The sequence below is a fragment of the Hymenobacter psychrophilus genome, from assembly GCF_900107135.1.
In the GTDB taxonomy this organism is placed as follows: domain Bacteria; phylum Bacteroidota; class Bacteroidia; order Cytophagales; family Hymenobacteraceae; genus Hymenobacter; species Hymenobacter psychrophilus.
The window spans coordinates 585,540-600,604 of sequence record NZ_FNOV01000001.1 but is presented as its reverse complement, the minus strand read 5'-3'; the positions used below and the strand labels follow the sequence as shown (position 1 = coordinate 600,604).

12 protein-coding genes are annotated in these 15,065 nt (G+C 64.4%); 7 read left to right on the top strand and 5 right to left on the bottom strand.

The features are described 5' to 3' along the window. On the top strand, positions 1-311 hold a 311-nt coding region (locus BLW21_RS02480; protein WP_175470827.1), incomplete at its 5' end, for a transposase. A 27-nt stretch (positions 312-338) separates the two neighbouring features. On the opposite strand, the gene BLW21_RS02475 is transcribed toward BLW21_RS02480, so the two are convergent. Continuing rightward, a complete protein-coding gene (locus tag BLW21_RS02475; RefSeq protein WP_092737528.1) occupies positions 339-566 on the bottom strand; it encodes a hypothetical protein in 228 nt (75 codons plus the stop codon). 61 nt (positions 567-627) lie between these two features. Next, a complete protein-coding gene (locus tag BLW21_RS02470) occupies positions 628-1,962 on the bottom strand; it encodes an NAD(P)/FAD-dependent oxidoreductase (protein ID WP_092737526.1) in 1,335 nt (444 codons plus the stop codon). A gap of 208 nt (positions 1,963-2,170) precedes the next feature. On the opposite strand from BLW21_RS02470, the gene BLW21_RS02465 reads away from it, so the two are divergent. Together BLW21_RS02465 and BLW21_RS02460 are read left to right on the top strand one after the other, a co-directional pair. After that, a complete protein-coding gene (locus BLW21_RS02465; protein ID WP_092737524.1) occupies positions 2,171-2,575 on the top strand; it encodes a hypothetical protein in 405 nt (134 codons plus the stop codon). A 390-nt stretch (positions 2,576-2,965) separates the two neighbouring features. Beyond that, positions 2,966-3,700 (top strand): carboxypeptidase-like regulatory domain-containing protein, encoded by a 735-nt coding sequence (locus BLW21_RS02460; protein WP_175470826.1) that lies wholly within the window; start codon positions 2,966-2,968, stop codon positions 3,698-3,700. Between the two features lie 89 nt (positions 3,701-3,789). On the opposite strand, the gene BLW21_RS02455 is transcribed toward BLW21_RS02460, so the two are convergent. Continuing rightward, complete coding sequence (locus BLW21_RS02455) at positions 3,790-5,265, bottom strand: APC family permease (protein ID WP_092737519.1); 1,476 nt, start codon at positions 5,263-5,265, stop codon at positions 3,790-3,792. 248 nt (positions 5,266-5,513) lie between these two features. Here BLW21_RS02455 and BLW21_RS02450 point away from each other — a divergent pair, with 248 nt between their 5' ends. Continuing rightward, entirely contained in the window at positions 5,514-8,267 is a 2,754-nt protein-coding gene (locus BLW21_RS02450) for a hypothetical protein (RefSeq protein WP_092737517.1), read from the top strand. A 185-nt stretch (positions 8,268-8,452) separates the two neighbouring features. Here the strand turns inward: BLW21_RS02450 and corA are convergent, their stop codons facing one another. After that, on the bottom strand, positions 8,453-9,682 hold the full coding sequence (corA, locus tag BLW21_RS02445) for a magnesium/cobalt transporter CorA (protein ID WP_092737515.1): 1,230 nt from the start codon (positions 9,680-9,682) through the stop codon (positions 8,453-8,455). A 127-nt stretch (positions 9,683-9,809) separates the two neighbouring features. On the opposite strand from corA, the gene BLW21_RS02440 reads away from it, so the two are divergent. The 3 genes from BLW21_RS02440 (at position 9,810) to BLW21_RS02430 (ending at position 13,297) form a co-directional block, all read left to right on the top strand. Next, complete coding sequence (locus BLW21_RS02440; RefSeq protein ID WP_092737513.1) at positions 9,810-10,829, top strand: GNAT family N-acetyltransferase; 1,020 nt, start codon at positions 9,810-9,812, stop codon at positions 10,827-10,829. Between the two features lie 181 nt (positions 10,830-11,010). Next, entirely contained in the window at positions 11,011-12,273 is a 1,263-nt protein-coding gene (locus BLW21_RS02435) for an MATE family efflux transporter (RefSeq protein WP_092737511.1), read from the top strand. Between the two features lie 130 nt (positions 12,274-12,403). Next, complete coding sequence (locus BLW21_RS02430; protein ID WP_092737509.1) at positions 12,404-13,297, top strand: glycosyltransferase; 894 nt, start codon at positions 12,404-12,406, stop codon at positions 13,295-13,297. Between the two features lie 57 nt (positions 13,298-13,354). Here BLW21_RS02430 and BLW21_RS02425 read toward each other — a convergent pair whose 3' ends face one another. Beyond that, positions 13,355-15,031 (bottom strand): ArnT family glycosyltransferase, encoded by a 1,677-nt coding sequence (locus BLW21_RS02425; protein WP_175470825.1) that lies wholly within the window; start codon positions 15,029-15,031, stop codon positions 13,355-13,357. Positions 15,032-15,065 lie beyond the last annotated feature (34 nt).

The window sequence follows — 15,065 nt, the reverse complement described above, 5'->3', positions numbered from 1 at the left end:
GGGTGCAGCAGGTCACGGGCCAAAAAGTGCAGGTGGCCTATGTCGACCAGGGCTACACGGGCGAAAACGCCGCGTATGCTGCCGCCGTGCACGATATTGACTTACAGGTTATTGCCAAGCCCGAAGGCCAAACCGGCTTTGTGCTGCTGCCCCGCCGCTGGGTCGTCGAACGCAGCTTCGGCTGGGCCGCCCGCTTCCGACGCTTGGCTCGTGACTACGAACGCCTGGCCCTGACCATGCAGCAATTTCACTTCCTGGCCTTTGTCACGCTCCTGCTGGCAAAAGGCGTTTTCCGGGCCACCAGTCCATAACAGGCTCTAAGCCCTAAGCCCTAAGCCCTAATGATGGTGATGGTGGCCTTCGGGCGGTTTGCCGAACAGGTTGAGCAAGGAGCCGAAAATGTACAGGCCCAGCCAGCACCAGTAGAGGTAGAGGTAGCCTTCGGGGCGGGGGTAGTCGAGCAGGTGGATGATAAGCTGCGCGCCGCCGCTCATGATGGCGCCCACCACGGCAATGTACTGGAAGCTGTTGAGGGCGCTGGGATGGTAGAGTTTGCTGAAATCCATGCGAAAAAGATACTAGAGGAAAGTGCCGGAGAGTTGTGGCCTATGCCGCCGAAAACTCCGGCTAACGGCTGAACAGGCCCTTGCGGCGGCGCAGCTGCACCGCGTGTTGCGGAAACTGCTGGTTGAAGTACGTTACAATAGCGGCTTCGTACTGCCGGAAAAACTCGGGGTCGAAGTTGGCCGCGCCCAGGTTGGCCAGTACCTCGGTAACGGGCGTGCCGGCCTGCAGCCAGGCGGCCCAGGTGTCGTGGCGCTGGCGCAGGCCCAGCACGTTCAGGCCCGTTACGGCCAGCGAACCGGGCCGGAAGTTGATGCGCAACAGCGCCTCACGAGTCGGGTGCTGCCAGCAGAAGCTATGCTCGCCCACGGCCAGTTCGGCGGGTACGCGGCCGTAGGTCTGGTATTCGAGGTCGAAAAACTTGGCCGAGTTGAACCACTGCCCGCGCTGGTAGGAGCGGGGCGCATCGGCGTTGCAGAGGGTATAGGCCACGGTTTCGCCCTGCTGGCGGCCAGTGTACCAGAGCTGCTCCACGGCTACCTCACCCTCCGCAAATGCCCGCAGCTGGGCACAGTCGCCGGCCGCGTACACATGGGGCGCGCTGGTTTGCAGGTGCTGGTCCACGAGCACGCCCTTGTCGGTTTCCAGCCCGCCCACCTTCGCTAAGTCCAGGTTGGGCTCGACGCCGATGGCCAGGCCCAGCCACTGGCAGGGTAGCTCCTCGCCGGTTTTGGTACGCACGGCCCGCACCCGGCCGCTTTCGTCGGCCAGAATTTCCTGCAGCTCGGTTTCGTAGCGGCACACGATGTGGTGGGCGTCGAGCTGGCGCTGCACCAAAGCGGCCTCTTCGGGGGGTAGCACCGCGCCCCAGTAGCGGGCGTCGCGGATGAGCATGGTGACGGCTACGCCTTTGGCGGCCAGCATTTCGGCCAGTTCCACCCCAATCAGGCCACCGCCCACAATTACAGCTTGTTGCACGCCCTGGCGGGTGTCGCGGGTCATCAGCTCCAGGTCGGGCAGCGTGACGAAGGTCTGCACCCCGCCCAGCTCCGAGCCCGGCCAGGTGCCGCGCCGGCCCCGCGAGCCGGTGGCCAGCAGCAGCTTGTCGTAGCGCAGGGTGGTGCCATCGTCGAGCTGCACGGTGTTGGCGGTGGTATCGAGGCCGGTGGCGGTGGCGTGTACCAGCTCCAGGCGGTTTTCGGTCCAGAACCAGTCTTCGTAGGGCTTGATATCCTGGTAGCGCATATCGCCCAGGTACACGTACATCAGGGCGGGCCGCGAAAAGTGGTGGGCGCTTTCGGCCGACACCAGCGTGATGCGGGCCTCGGGCTGCAGCCGGCGCGCCGTGAGGGCCGCCGTTACGCCGGTAATGCCGTTGCCGATAAATACGAGGTGCATAGCGTCAATCAAAAGAAAACGAAACCAGGGCTGGCTGGTTATATGCCCGATAGACGCGGGCCGCCGGACTTACTTACAGCTGCAAGGTATTTTAAAGTTGAGTTAAATCGGCTTGGCCACCAAACCGCTCTGCTCCCGGCCCTAACCCCGGCCACTGGCCCCGCGTACTGCCACCATCTTCCTTCACCACTTTTAGAATTCTTTCTCCATGGCTGATTCCAACCAGAACAACACCGGCCTCACCGGCAACGACGAAGTAGTAAACGCCCAGCAAAGCGCCATTCCTGACAACGAACAGCTCCAGCAGAAAAAAGAGTACGACGAGCTGCTCAGCAATGGCAAAGACGCCTCCGACCCCTCGGCCCAGCGCAACGTGGGTGCCGGCGGCTACACCCAGCGCGCCGACCAGAAGGACCAGCTCGAAAACCTGACTATCCGGGGTAGCGAAGGCGTGCCCCAGGGTGGCAACGACCACTCCGACACGGCTCAGCCCAACACCGGCCCCGGCTTCGATGTGGAAGGCAGCTACGAGATGGGCAACGCCATTCGCAGCCAGGAGCAGAAATTTGGCGAAGATGCCCCCAGCGGCCCCGCCAAGCCGGCCCAGGACTAAACGGCTATTTGAGTTATTTCTCAACGCTACGTCGTTTCCTGGTAACTCCAACAGTTTCTGAGGTGTAGCGGGGTCGGCAAAAGCCGGGGCCCCGGAGGACGTTTGGCTATCTTTAATCGTGTCGTTGGGCTCGGTTGGGGAAGACCAGACGTCCTCCGGGGCCCTGGCTTTTACCGGCCCCGCTGGTTCAGGAGGAAATTGCGAATAATGGACCAGAAGCACCGTTTCTTCGGGCAAAAGTGCTTTTTAAACCGGAAGAATAGTTGAAAAAGACAACAGTAATACTATATCTTTAGGAGCCGATAGTGTCGGATGAAGATAATGCAGAAGCCATTGTCGGAGTCCGGTAGCTATGGCAACATCCTTTTTTGCTTTTATCAAGCTGCGTCTATGGACTCTTCTACTCCCACCACACCTGAAATCACCCCCGAAAACGAGGATTTTTCGCCCGATACGCTCCAGTACGAAGAGGAATTATCATCGGGAAACAGCCGGCTGGCCATGATTGCCGGGGGCATTGTGGCCTTTGTGCTGGTAGGTTACCTGCTGCTGCCAGCCTCCATAACGCAGCCCAACAGCACGCCCGAACTGCCCACGCCCACAATGGAGCTGGGGGAAGCCTCCATAACGGCCACGCGCCCAACCGACGAACCGGCGCCGGAAGCTGCTGCCACCTCGGCCTCCGCTACTGCCGCCGCTACGTCTGATGATGCGGCTAAACCGGCCCCGAAGGCCCCCCGAACGGTTGCCGCCCGCAACGAAGCCGCTGCCGTCGCTGCCGCTGATGAGGCGGATGAAGTAGCGCTGGCCCCGGTTGTGCCGGCCGCCCCCGTAGTGGTGGCCGAGCCGGCCGAACTGGCTCCTACCACCCTGAAAATGAATGGCCGGGTACTCGATGAGAACGGTCGTCCGCTGGCTGGCGCCACCATTCTGCTCAAAGGCTCGAAGGCCGCCACCAGCACCGATGCCAGCGGCAACTACTCGCTCGAAGTACCCGCCGGCGCCGACAACACGCTACTCTACGGCTACGGCGGCTACGAGGACCAACTGCTCCGCTCGCGCAACACCAAAACCCAGAACGTAACGCTGGTGCCCACGGAAAACGGCAAGCGCCGCCGGCGGTAGAAAGTAAGTCAAAGAGAAAAAGTCAAAAGTAAAAGCCGTTGAACGGGCCCTTAGGCTGGCGTTCAACGGCTTTTACTTTTGACTTACCGCTAGTCGGCTTGCTTCTTGAACCGGCTGCGGAACAGGTAGTACACCGGCACGCCCAGGGCCACGAGTAGCAGACCGCGCTGGGCAAACTTGGAATTGTCGGGGTCGGTGAGCAGGATGAAGCAGAACGTGGAGGCCAGCACGATGTAGAGCAGCGGCACCACCGGGTAGCCCCAGGCGCGGTAGGGGCGGGGGGCGTCGGGGCGGCTGCGGCGCAGCACGAAAATGCCAATAATGGTGATGACGTAGAACAGAATCACCGAGAACATCACGTAGTTGAGCAACTCGCCGTACGAACCCGACAGGCACAGCAAACAGGCCCAGGCGCACTGCCCCCACAACGCCACGCCCGGTACGCCGGCCTTGTTCAGGCGGGCCATGCCCCGGAAAAATACGCCGTCCTGGGCCATGGCGTAGTAGGCCCGCCCGCCCGAAAGCAGAATGCTGTTGTTGGCGCTGAAGGTGCTGATCATAATCAGCACGGCCATCACGTAAGCGCCGGCCGGGCCTATAATGCTTTCGGCGGCGGCCGTGCCCACGCGGTCGTCGGTGGCGTACTGGATGCCGCGGCCCAGCACATCGGTGGCGGCGGGGTCGCCGTGCAGCGGCAGCACCAGCAGGTACACCACGTTTATGAGCAGGTACAGGCCCGTTACGATGCCGGTGCCCAGGGCCATGCTGAGCACAATGGTGCGCTCGGGCTTTACAATTTCATCGCCCGCGAAGCCGATGTTGTTCCAGGCGTCGGAGCTGAACAGGGAGCCCGTCATGGCCAGGCCGATGGCCGTAACGAGGGCGGCCACCGTGAGGGGCGTGCCCTGGCCGGCGGCATCAAAGCTCACAGCCTGCCACACGTTCTGGAAGTTCTGGCTCAGCGCTTCCTGCTTGATGCCCAGAAAAAGGCCCGACAGAATGAGCAGGCCCAACGCCACGAGTTTGGTGCTGCCAAACACGTTGGAAATCCATTTGCCGGCCCGCACCCCGCGCGAGTTGATGTAGGTGAGAAACACCAGCATAACAATGGCTACCAGCTGCACCATGCTGAATTTAAACGAGCCCAGCCACAGCATATTCTTGACTTCGAACAGCACGTTGGTTTCCGAAATCCTGGGAAACAGTACGCCGGTAAACCGGGCAAACGCCACGGCCACGGCCGCAATTACGCCGGTCTGAATCACCAGAAACAGCGTCCAGCCGTACAAAAAGGCCACTAGCTTATTATAAGCCTCCCGCAGGTACACGTACTGGCCGCCCACCTTCGGGAACATCGACGACAGCTCGCCGTAGCTCACGGCCCCGGCCAGCGTAATCACGCCCGTCAGCAGCCACACGACCAGCAGCCAGCCCGTCGAGCCTACTTTGCGGCTGATATCGGCCGACACAATAAAAATACCGGAGCCAATCATGCTGCCGGAGACAATCATTACGGCATCAAACAGCGTAATGGCCCGCTGGAAATGGCCTTCTTTTTCGGACATCTGGTAAAGAAAAGAGGGAATGGGGCCGGAAGATAGGGCATGGGCGGTGAATGAGGGTAGAAGAATAAAGCAAGTCATTCAGAGCGCGGCGCAGAATCTCGCGTGCTGACTTTGTAATAGTCCTCCAACATCAGCACGCAAGATTCTGCGCCGCGCTCTGAATGACGTTTTGAGCCCAACCCACCCGCTCCGCCCCGATTGCCTATTTTTGCTCATCCCGTCCCTTTCACGGCCCGCTTTCCCGCTGCATGTCGAACCGCGTACTCGTCTGGCTTACTCTGCTGCTGCTGCTTACGGCACTGGGCTCCTACGTGTACTACCGGCGTACCATGGCCAGCGTGCCCGTCGACCCCTGGGCCCTGGTGCCCGACGATGCCGTGCTGGTGACCATGACCCGCGACCACCCCACGCTGGTGCGCCACCTCAAGGAAACCCAGGTCTGGGACAACCTGACGGCCGTGCGCTACTTCCAGCAGGTAGAGGAAAACCTGGTGCTGGTAGACAGCTTGGTGGGGGGGCGCGACGTGTTGCTGAGCTTTCTGGGGCGCAAACGGGTGCTCACCTCGGTGCACGTAACGGGGCCCCAGCAGTTCGGTTTGCTGTTTCAGGTGCCCATCGCCAGCGTGCGCGAGTACCGGCAGGTGCGCGGGCTACTCGAAAGCCTGGGCCGGGCCCCCGATTTTCAGGTGAGCACCCGCGACTACGAGGGCCAGGTGCTGACTGACGTGCGCCGCCGCGAGCCGCCCGAAGGCGAGGAAAGTGCCGGCCTGACGCTGCTCAACTACCGCAACCACCTCGTTTTCAGTAGCAACCCTAAGCTGGTGGAAGCCGTGGTGCGCCGCCTGGCCCGCCCCGAGGCGCCCACCGTGGCCGCCGAGTTTCAGAGCATCGACTACTTCCGGCTCCGCGACGTGGATGCTACGCTGCTGCTCAATCAGCGGCGGCTACCCCAGCTGCTGGGCGTATTGTTCCGCACCGAGCTAACGCCCGAAATAGCGGCCGTGGCCAGCCTGGCCCGCAACGAGCTGACCGAGATGCGGCTGGCCGGCAACAAGGTGGTTTTTCGGGGCTTTGCCAATCCCGAAGTGGCCCGCGGCAGCCTGCACCAGCGCCTGGTGGGCCAACCCGCCCAGCGCCTGCGCATGGCCGAAGTGCTGCCGCTGCGGGCGGCGCTGGTCGTGCATCTGGGCCTGGGGTCGGTGGCGGCACTGCGCGGGCCCCGCCCCCCGGCCGCCCCCGATTCGCTGGCCCCGGCCGCGCCGCCACTGCTCGACAGCCTGCGCGCCCAGTTGAGCCGCGAGGTGGCGCTGTGCTACCTGAGCACGAACTCGGCGCGGCTGCGGCCCGGCAAGCTGGCGCTGGTCTATACCGCCAGTCCGGCCCGTGTAACGGCGCTGCTGGGCCAGCTGCGGCGGGCCGTGGGGGCCAGCCCGTCGTTTGGCAAGGTGGGCGGCTACCAGCTCTACCAGACCGGCGTGGCTGAGTTGCCCCAGCAGCTATTGGGCGACCTGTTCACGGGTTTCGGGCCGCGGCCGGTGGTGGCGCAGGTGGGCAGCTACGTGGTGTTTGGCGATGATGAGGCGGCCCTGCGCCAGTACCTGGCCGATGTAAGCGCGGGCGACACCTGGAGCCGCTCGCCTACCCAGGTGGCCTTTTTGCAGGACACCCCGCCGCTGGCCCGCCTGCGGGTGTTGCTCGATACGCGCAACTGCTGGAACCTGCTGCTGCGGGGCCTGCAGGAGCAGCGCCGGGCCGGCCTGCTACGCAACGAAACGCTGTTCAAGCGCTTCCCACAGGTAGCCCTGAACTGGGTGCCCGCCGACAACGAGCAGGAGGCCGGAGCGCAGTATTTCACCCAGTTCATTCTGCGCCACCCCGCCGAAGGGCCCGCCGAAGCCCGGCCTCAGAACGCCGACGGTACGGGCGCCGTGCTCGATTTCAAGACGCCGCTGCGCAGCTCGCCCGAAGCCGTAATGGTGGCGGGAGCCAAGCTGCCGGGCGTGCTGGTGCAGGATACGGCGCACGTGCTGCACTACGTAACGCCCGAAAACGTGGTGGCTTGGTCCGACTCGCTGCCCGGGCCGCTGGTGGGGCCTACCGTGCGGCTGCCGGGGGCCACGGGCTTTCTGCTGGCTACGCCTCGCCAGCTCTTTCAGTACAACAACCGTGGCCAGCTGCAGCCCAACTTCCCGCTCAACCTGCCCGATACGGTGCGGGCCACCGCCCTGAGCGTGTCGCCGGCCACGCGCGAGGGCGGGCCGCGCCGACTGCTGGTGGCCGGCGGCGGCAGCAACCTGTTTCTCTACGACACCCAGGGCCACATCTATGCCGGCTGGCAGCCCAAGCAGCTGGAGTTCCGGCTGGCCGCCCCGCCGCAGTACCTGACCGTAGACGGGCGCGACGTGGTGCTGGTGCTGCTCGAAAACGGCTACGTGTACGCCTTCGACCAGGCCGGCGGGGCCTACCCGGGCTTCCCGCTGAGCGTGGGCGCCCGGCTGGCCAGCGCGGCCTTCGTCGAAACCGGCCCCACCCTGCGCCGCACCCGCCTGACGGTGGTAAACCAGCACGGCGAGCGGGTGAGCTTTAATTTGAGCGGCGATGTGGTGGCCCGCCGCCGGGTGGCCACCTGGAGCCGCGACTCGCGCTTCCGCCTGGTGGCCGACCAGAAGCAGGACAGCTACGTGGTGAGCCGCGAAGAAGGCGGCCGGCTCACGCTCTTCAACCCCGAGGGCAAAGCCCTGCTCAGCCAGTCGTTCCTGACCACGGCCCCGCGCTCGGTGCAGTATTTCAACTTCGGCCCCGACCGGCAGGTGTACGTGCTCACCGAAACCGGCCCCGGCAAGGCCTACCTCTACGACGCCCGCTTCCGCCTGGTCGGTGGCAAGCCCTTCGACAGCACCACGCCCCGCGTCGACCTCACCTACAACCCCGCCACCAGCACTTTCCACCTGTTTAGAGTAAATGGCAACGAGCTGCGCAGAACGGATGTGCTGGTGAAGTAGCAGTTAGTGATTAGTGATTAGCGGTTAGTGGTTAGTGGTTAGTGATTAGTGAAGGAACGTCATTCTGAGCGCAGCGAAGAATCTCGCGTGCTGATGTTTCAACGACGCCCCAACGATTCCGGGCGAGATTCTTCGCTGCGCTCAGAATGACGTTCCTTCACTAATCACTAATCACTAACCACTAATCACTTGTTCGTCAGCCAGCCTTTGCGGTAGAAATACACGAGCTGGAAGACGACGATGAGCGCCAGAAAAGCCAGCAGTATCGGGTAGCCCCAGGGGCTGTAGAGCTCGGGCATATTGAGCACGTTGACGCGGCCGTTGGGGCCTTCGCGCTGGAAATTCATGCCGTAGAGGCCTACGATGAAGCTCAGGGGAATGAAAATGCTGCTGATAATGGTCAGTACTTTCATCACCTCGTTGGCCCGGTTGCTCTGGTCCGACATGTACAAATCGATAAGGCTGCTCACGGTTTCGCGGTAGCTCTCGGCCAGATCCAGGGCCTGAATGGCGTGGTCGTAGCAGTCCTTGAAGAACACCTTGATTTCCTCGGGCACCTCGTCGTCGGGCATGCGCAGGAGCTCGGCAATTTTCTCGCGCTCGGGGTACACCAGGCGGCGGAAGCGCACGATATCCTTTTTTACGTGCAGGATGCGGGCGAGCACCCGGCGGTCGGAGCGGCCCTGAAAAATGCGCTCCTCCAGCGTTTCGAGATAGTCGCCGATAGCCGCCATGGTGGGGTAGTAGTGGTCGAGCACCACGTCGGTGAGGGCGTAGGCCAGGTACAGCGGCGGGCGGCGGCGCAGGCTGCTGCGGCCCGTGCGCAGCCGCAGCCGCACGGGCTCCAGGCAGTCGTCGTAGTCGTCCTGGAAGGTGAGCACGTAGTTGGGCCCGGTGAAGATGGAGAGCTGGTCGTCTTCTATGTTGAAAAGGCGGGTGAACTCGGTCATGCGCGACACCAGAAACAGGCCGTCGTCGGTCTCCTCGACCTTGGCCCGCTGGTAGTCGCTGAGCACGTCCTCCATCTGCAGCGGATGAATGTTGAAATCCTGCTGCAGCCGCTCTATCAGGTCCAGGTCGTTGTAGCCGCGCACATCGAGCCAGTGCTTTTTATCCGGATGCTGCCGGAAAAACGCCCGTAGCTCGTCGTAGCCGGCGTACTCCTGCTCGTGGAAAAACTCCTCGTCGTAGGTAGTCAGCAGCAGGCGCGGGGGCAGCGCGTCGGGGGGGATGGTGAGCGTGCCGGGGCGCTGGCCGATGCGCTCCTCGCGCAGCCGCCGGGCCTCTTCCAGCTCCACCAAATCGGCGGCGGAAAGCTGGTGGTCATCCTCGTCCTCGTCGGGCCGGGCGGCCAGGGGCGGCGCGGCGGGCAGGGGCGAAGCGGGGGGGGCAGGCGGGGCGGGGGGCGGCGTCATAGGGGAGGCGGAAAAACAGAACGGGAACAGTTTACGGGATTTTGCCGGGAAAGTGCGTCGGCCCTCGGTCCCGGTCCGGCGCAAATCATCGTACTTTCGCCTCCTGATTCCGGTTTTATCCTTGCCTTTGCTGCCTACTTCCGTCGCCGCTGCTCACCTGCTGCCTTTGCCTGCTCCGGTTGGGGCGGGCTACGGGCTGCGGCTGCTACCAGGGCCGGCGCCCGAGCCGGTGCGGCCCCCGGCCTACGTGCCCTGGCTATACCTGCGGCCCGCCCACCAGGCCCTGCAGCAGTGGCCTGATGGTGAGGTGCTGCACTTCTTTCTGGAAGACGACGCGTACACCGTCGCGCAATTGGCCGTGTACCTGAGCGCCGATGGCCACGTGGCCCGCAGCCCCGGCCGGGCGCCCTTCGGCGCCGTGCAAACCGCCTCCCACCTGCCCGAAAGCGTGTTGCAGGCCTTTCTGGAAACCGTGGAAACCCATCTGCGGGCGCGGGGCGTGCGCCAGTTAGTGCTGCGCCCCCCGGCTTTTGCCTACGAGCCCGCCGCCAGCGCCCGCCTGACCAGCGTACTCGGCCGGCTGGGCTACCATATCGGCCCCGTCGAACTCAACAGCTACCTGCCCCTGAGCCGCGACTACGAGGCCCACCTGCACCCTTCGGAGCGGCGGCGGCTGCGCAAATGCGCGCGCCACGGCCTGCACTTCGAGCAGGAGCCGCCGCTGCTGCTGCCACTGGCCTATGAGCTGATTTCGCGCAGCCGCCAGGAAAAAGGCAAGCCGCTCAATATGAGTCTGGAGCAGCTGCAGGCGCTGTTTCGGGCCCTACCGCGGCAGGTGCTGCTGTTTTCAGTGCGCGACGCGGCCGGCGGGTGGGCGGCCGTGTCGGTGGTGATTGAGGTGCGCCCCGACGTGCTCTACCACTTCCTGCCCGCCAGCCCACTGGCCTATAACCACCTCAGCCCCATGGTGCTGCTGAACGCCGGCCTGCACGCCTTCGGCCGGGCCAGCGGCATGCGCCTGCTCGACCTGGGCATCTCCGCCCTGCCCACCGGCGTCGATGAGGCGCTGCTACGCTTCAAGCGGCATCTGGGGGCTGTTTCAGGGTTGAAGCTGACGTTCAGCAAGGAGCTGGGAGGTGGTGGGTGAAGGGATGAAAAGAACGGTCATGCTGAGCGCAGCGGAGCGGAGTCGAAGCATCTCTACCGCTTCGTTGCGACCAATTAGGGTTGGCACTGCGGTAGAGATGCTTCGACTACGGCTGCGCCTTCGCTCAGCATGACGTTCTTTTCCTAATCCTTAATCCTTAATCACCAAAATCACCAAAAAAATGACTGAATCCCGCCGCGTTGTTATCGGGCGCTTTGTGCGCGGGGCGGCGGGCTCGGGAGTGGCGGTGGCGGCCCGCACGGCGGGGGCGCTGGTGCTCAATAAGCTGCTGGCCGTGTACGGCGGGCCGGGCGGGCTCACGCTGCTGGCGCACTTCCAGAACCTGATGGCCCTGTTCACTACGCTGCCCAACGACGGCACGCACGTGGGCGCGGTGAAGTATCTGGCTCCCTTGCGGCCCGGTTCGGGGCGCTACCGGGCCTGGCTGGGGGCCGCGCTGCTGCTGAATTTGCTGGCCGGTGCGCTGGCCCTGCTGGCGCTGGTGCTGCCTGGTCCGTTGGTAGGGGTGCTGCGGCTGGGGCCGGGCCAAAAGGTGCTGCTGGGCCTGGGGCTGCTGCTGCTGATGGGTTACGCCCTGGCGGTGGCCGTGCTGCTGGCCGCCGGCCGCCTCCGCGACTACGTGTGGCTGACGGTGGGGCTGAGCATTGCCGGGCCGCTGGCCGTGGCGGCCGTGCTGCTGCGCGGCGGCCCGGTGCCCCAGGCGCTGCTGGCCTACCTGTTGGCCCAGGGGCTGCTGCTGCTGCCCGCCGCCGTAGTGGCCAGCCGGGCCGGGCTGCTGCCCCGGCTGCGTGGGCGCCTGAGCCGGGCGGCGCTACGGGGGCTGGGCAGGTTTCTGCTGATGGCCCTGAGTACGCTGCTGTTTACCAAGGCCGTCAGCTTTGTGCTGCGCGAGGTGCTGGTGCAGCGGTTCGGGCTGGAAGCCACCGATTTGTGGCAGGCCGTAGCCAAGCTCTCCGACAACTACGGCATGGTGGTATCGTCGGTGCTGGGTACCGTGTACTACCCGCGGCTGGCGGCGCTGGGCGGCGCGCCCGCCGCGCAGGGCCGCTTTGTACGGCTGGTGCTGCTGGTGCTGGCTCCGGCGCTGGCCCTGGGCCTAGCACTGCTGTGGCTGACGCGCGCCTGGCTGCTGCCGCTGCTGTTCGAGCCGCGCTTCGCCGCCGCCGGCTACCTGCTCGGACCCCAGTTGCTGGCCGACTGGCTGAAATTCCTAACTTGGACGCTACTGTTTCTGCTCACGGCCCGCGCCCAGGTGGGCCGCTACGTGGTGTTCCAAGCCGTTTCGACGGCTGCTTACGCCTTGCTGCTGGTGCTGCTGCTGCCCCGCCTGGGCCTGCTGGCCGCCCCCTGGGCCCAAGCCGCCGACTATGCCCTGCTGCTACTCTGGAGTCTGTGGTATTTTCGGCGGGAAGTATTTTCTTAGTGGATAGTTGATAGTGTTTGGTGCTTAGGTCTTGCTGTACTTGACACTGGATTCTAAAAGCAAAGCGCTGCCAATCGCAAAGCAAAGAAACGGCCTAAGCCCAAAGCCCTATCAACTAAGCACTAAACAAATGCCCCTCGTCACTATTATTGCCCTGTGCTACAACCACGCCCGGTTTCTGGAGGCGGCCCTGGATTCGATTCTGGCGCAGACGTACCCGCACCTGGAGGTGGTGCTGGTGGACGACGCCAGCACTGATGGCAGCGCCGATATTCTGCGGCGCTACGCCGCCCAAAACCCCGGCTGGCAGCTGTTGCTACTGCCCCAAAACCTGAATAACTGCCGCGCCTTCAATCGGGGGCTGGCCTTGAGCCGGGGCGAGTTCGTGATTGATTTTGCTACCGACGACGTGCTGCTGCCCGAGCGCATTGCCCGGCAGGTGGCAGCCTTCGAGCAGGCCGGCCCGCGCTGCGGCGTGGTGTACACCGATGCCGAGCTGCTCGACGAATCGGGCCGGTTTGTGCGCCACTACTACCGCCGCGACGCCCGCGGCCTGCACCCGCGCCCCGCCTCGGGCCTGGTGTTTGCCGATGTGCTGGAACGCTACTTCATCAGCACGCCCACCATGCTCATGCGCCGGGCTACGCTCGATGCCCTGGGCGGCTACGACGAAACCCTGAGCTACGAGGATTTCGATTTCTGGGTGCGTGCCAGCCGCGACTGGGAGTTTCAGTTCCTCGACATCGTAAGCACCCAGAAACACCTGCACCCGCGCTCCAAATCGGCCAAAAGCTACCGTCGCCACGACCCGCACCTGGCCTCCACTATCATAGTGTGCCGCAAGGCCCTGGCGCTGTGCCGCACCCCCGCCGAGCGGGCCGCGCTGGTCGTGCGCGTGCGCTGGGAGCTGCGTCAGGCCCTGCGCCACCGCAGCCGCCCCGAGGCCCGCGAACTGTATCAGTTGCTGGGCGAGTTAGGCGCCGTCAGGCCGGTTGATTGGCTGGCGTTTAAGGTGCTGGGATGAAATCAGTTAATGGTGAATAGTGAATAGTTAATAATGAACCCCAATAGCCGTTATTCACTATTCACTATTCACTGATTTCACCTCATACAGCTCTACCAGCCCGTCCTGCGCTACCAGCCGTCGATTAGGATACCAGCTGAGCACCGAGTCGGGCGAGTAGCGGATGAGTTTGCGGGTGAGCTCGTCGTTGGCTAATGTGGCGCGGTTGAGCAGCAGCCAGGCGGGTTGCGCGGGGCTGATGCGGATGGAGTCGCGGGCAAAGTAGCGGCGGAAGCGCAGGCCTTTGGGTACCTGGAAACCGTAGCTGAAATCGTAGTTGGGGAACAGGAAATCATCAACCAGCACCGTGCCCCGCACCGTCGGCCCGGCCAGCTGCTGCCGCAGCACCCGTACCTGTGCCGCGTGCGCCGAAACCGGCGGCTTGCGCATAAAGTACGCCGGGCGCACGGCCAGCGCCAGCGCCAGCACCGCCACCACCACGGCCGCCAGTGCGGGCCGGCCAGCTCGTAGCGCCGTGGGCCAGCGCGGCAGCCAGCGGCTTAGCCCCACGGCCAGCAGCGCCAGCCCCGGCAGCAAGTAGGCTACGGCCACCGCCGTGCGCAGCCAGGCGGTGAGCAGCAGCAGCAGCAAGCCCACCACAAGGGCCCGCAAGCCAGCCTGCCGCACCAGCCGCTGCAGGCCGAAGCCGGCGGCCAGGGCCAGCGGCGGCAGCAATGGCGTAGTCATGCGCGGCAGCAGGGTGATGGGGTTGTAGCTGCTGAGAGAGGTACTACCCAACCAATAGAAAGCCAGCGTGCTGGCTGCTAGTGCCAGCCAGAACCGCCGGTCGGGTGCTTCATTGGTATCCTCACCTGGGGCCGGAGTGCCGGCTGGTCGGCCCAGGGCGGCGGCGGCCAGCGTGAGCATCAGCCCCAGCCCAATACCGGCAAAAAAGCCCAGCGGCTGCCACGTGATGCGGCCCAATAGCGCCGCGCGGTTGCCGGCGAGGTAGTTGCCCTCACTCAAAAACATGTTGGTTTGCTCAATCAAGTGCACCCGGTACAGCGCATCATCGGTAACGGCGTAGTAGAACGCCCCGTACGCCGCCAGCAGCAGCGCCCCCGCGCCCAGTGCCACGGCCCAGAACCGGCCGTGCCGCCGCCGCACCGCATCGAGGGCCAGCACGACCAGGTAGAAAGGCAGGTAGTAGGCAATGGTTTCCTTGCTAAGCAGGGCCGCGAAGCTGAGCAGCGCAAAGCCCAGGCCCCACCACCCGGCCCGGCGGCCCGGCTCGCGGCCCCGCAGCAGCGCCGCCGCCCCGGCCAGGCACCAGAACATGAGGATGTTATCGGGGTAGAGGTAGTTGCTCAGGTTGAGCGTGAAGTAGTGCAGCCCCAGTAGCAGCATGGCCGCAGCGGCGGCCACCGGCTCGCGGCGGCCATATAGCACGTAAATCAGCCCCGCGCAGCCCAGCGTGGCCAGCAGTGGCCAGAGCGTGGCACTGATGATGTTGACCCCAAACAGCGCGAAGAACCCCGCCACCGGCCCAAAAATCAGCCACCGCTCGTGCAGTGGGTCGTGCAGCAACTCCTGCGGATCGGGGCCCAGCTGCAGGGTGCCGTGCAGCAGCTGGTAGGCGTGGCGGGCATAGTAGTAATCGTCTACGCCGTATATGCCTTCGTGGGTCAGCAGGAAATAGGTCCCGGTGAAAAGCACGACGAACAGCAGCGTCCAGCGGGGCAGAGAGTCAGACAATCGGTTCACTGCCGCAAGGTAGCGGTGAACGAGG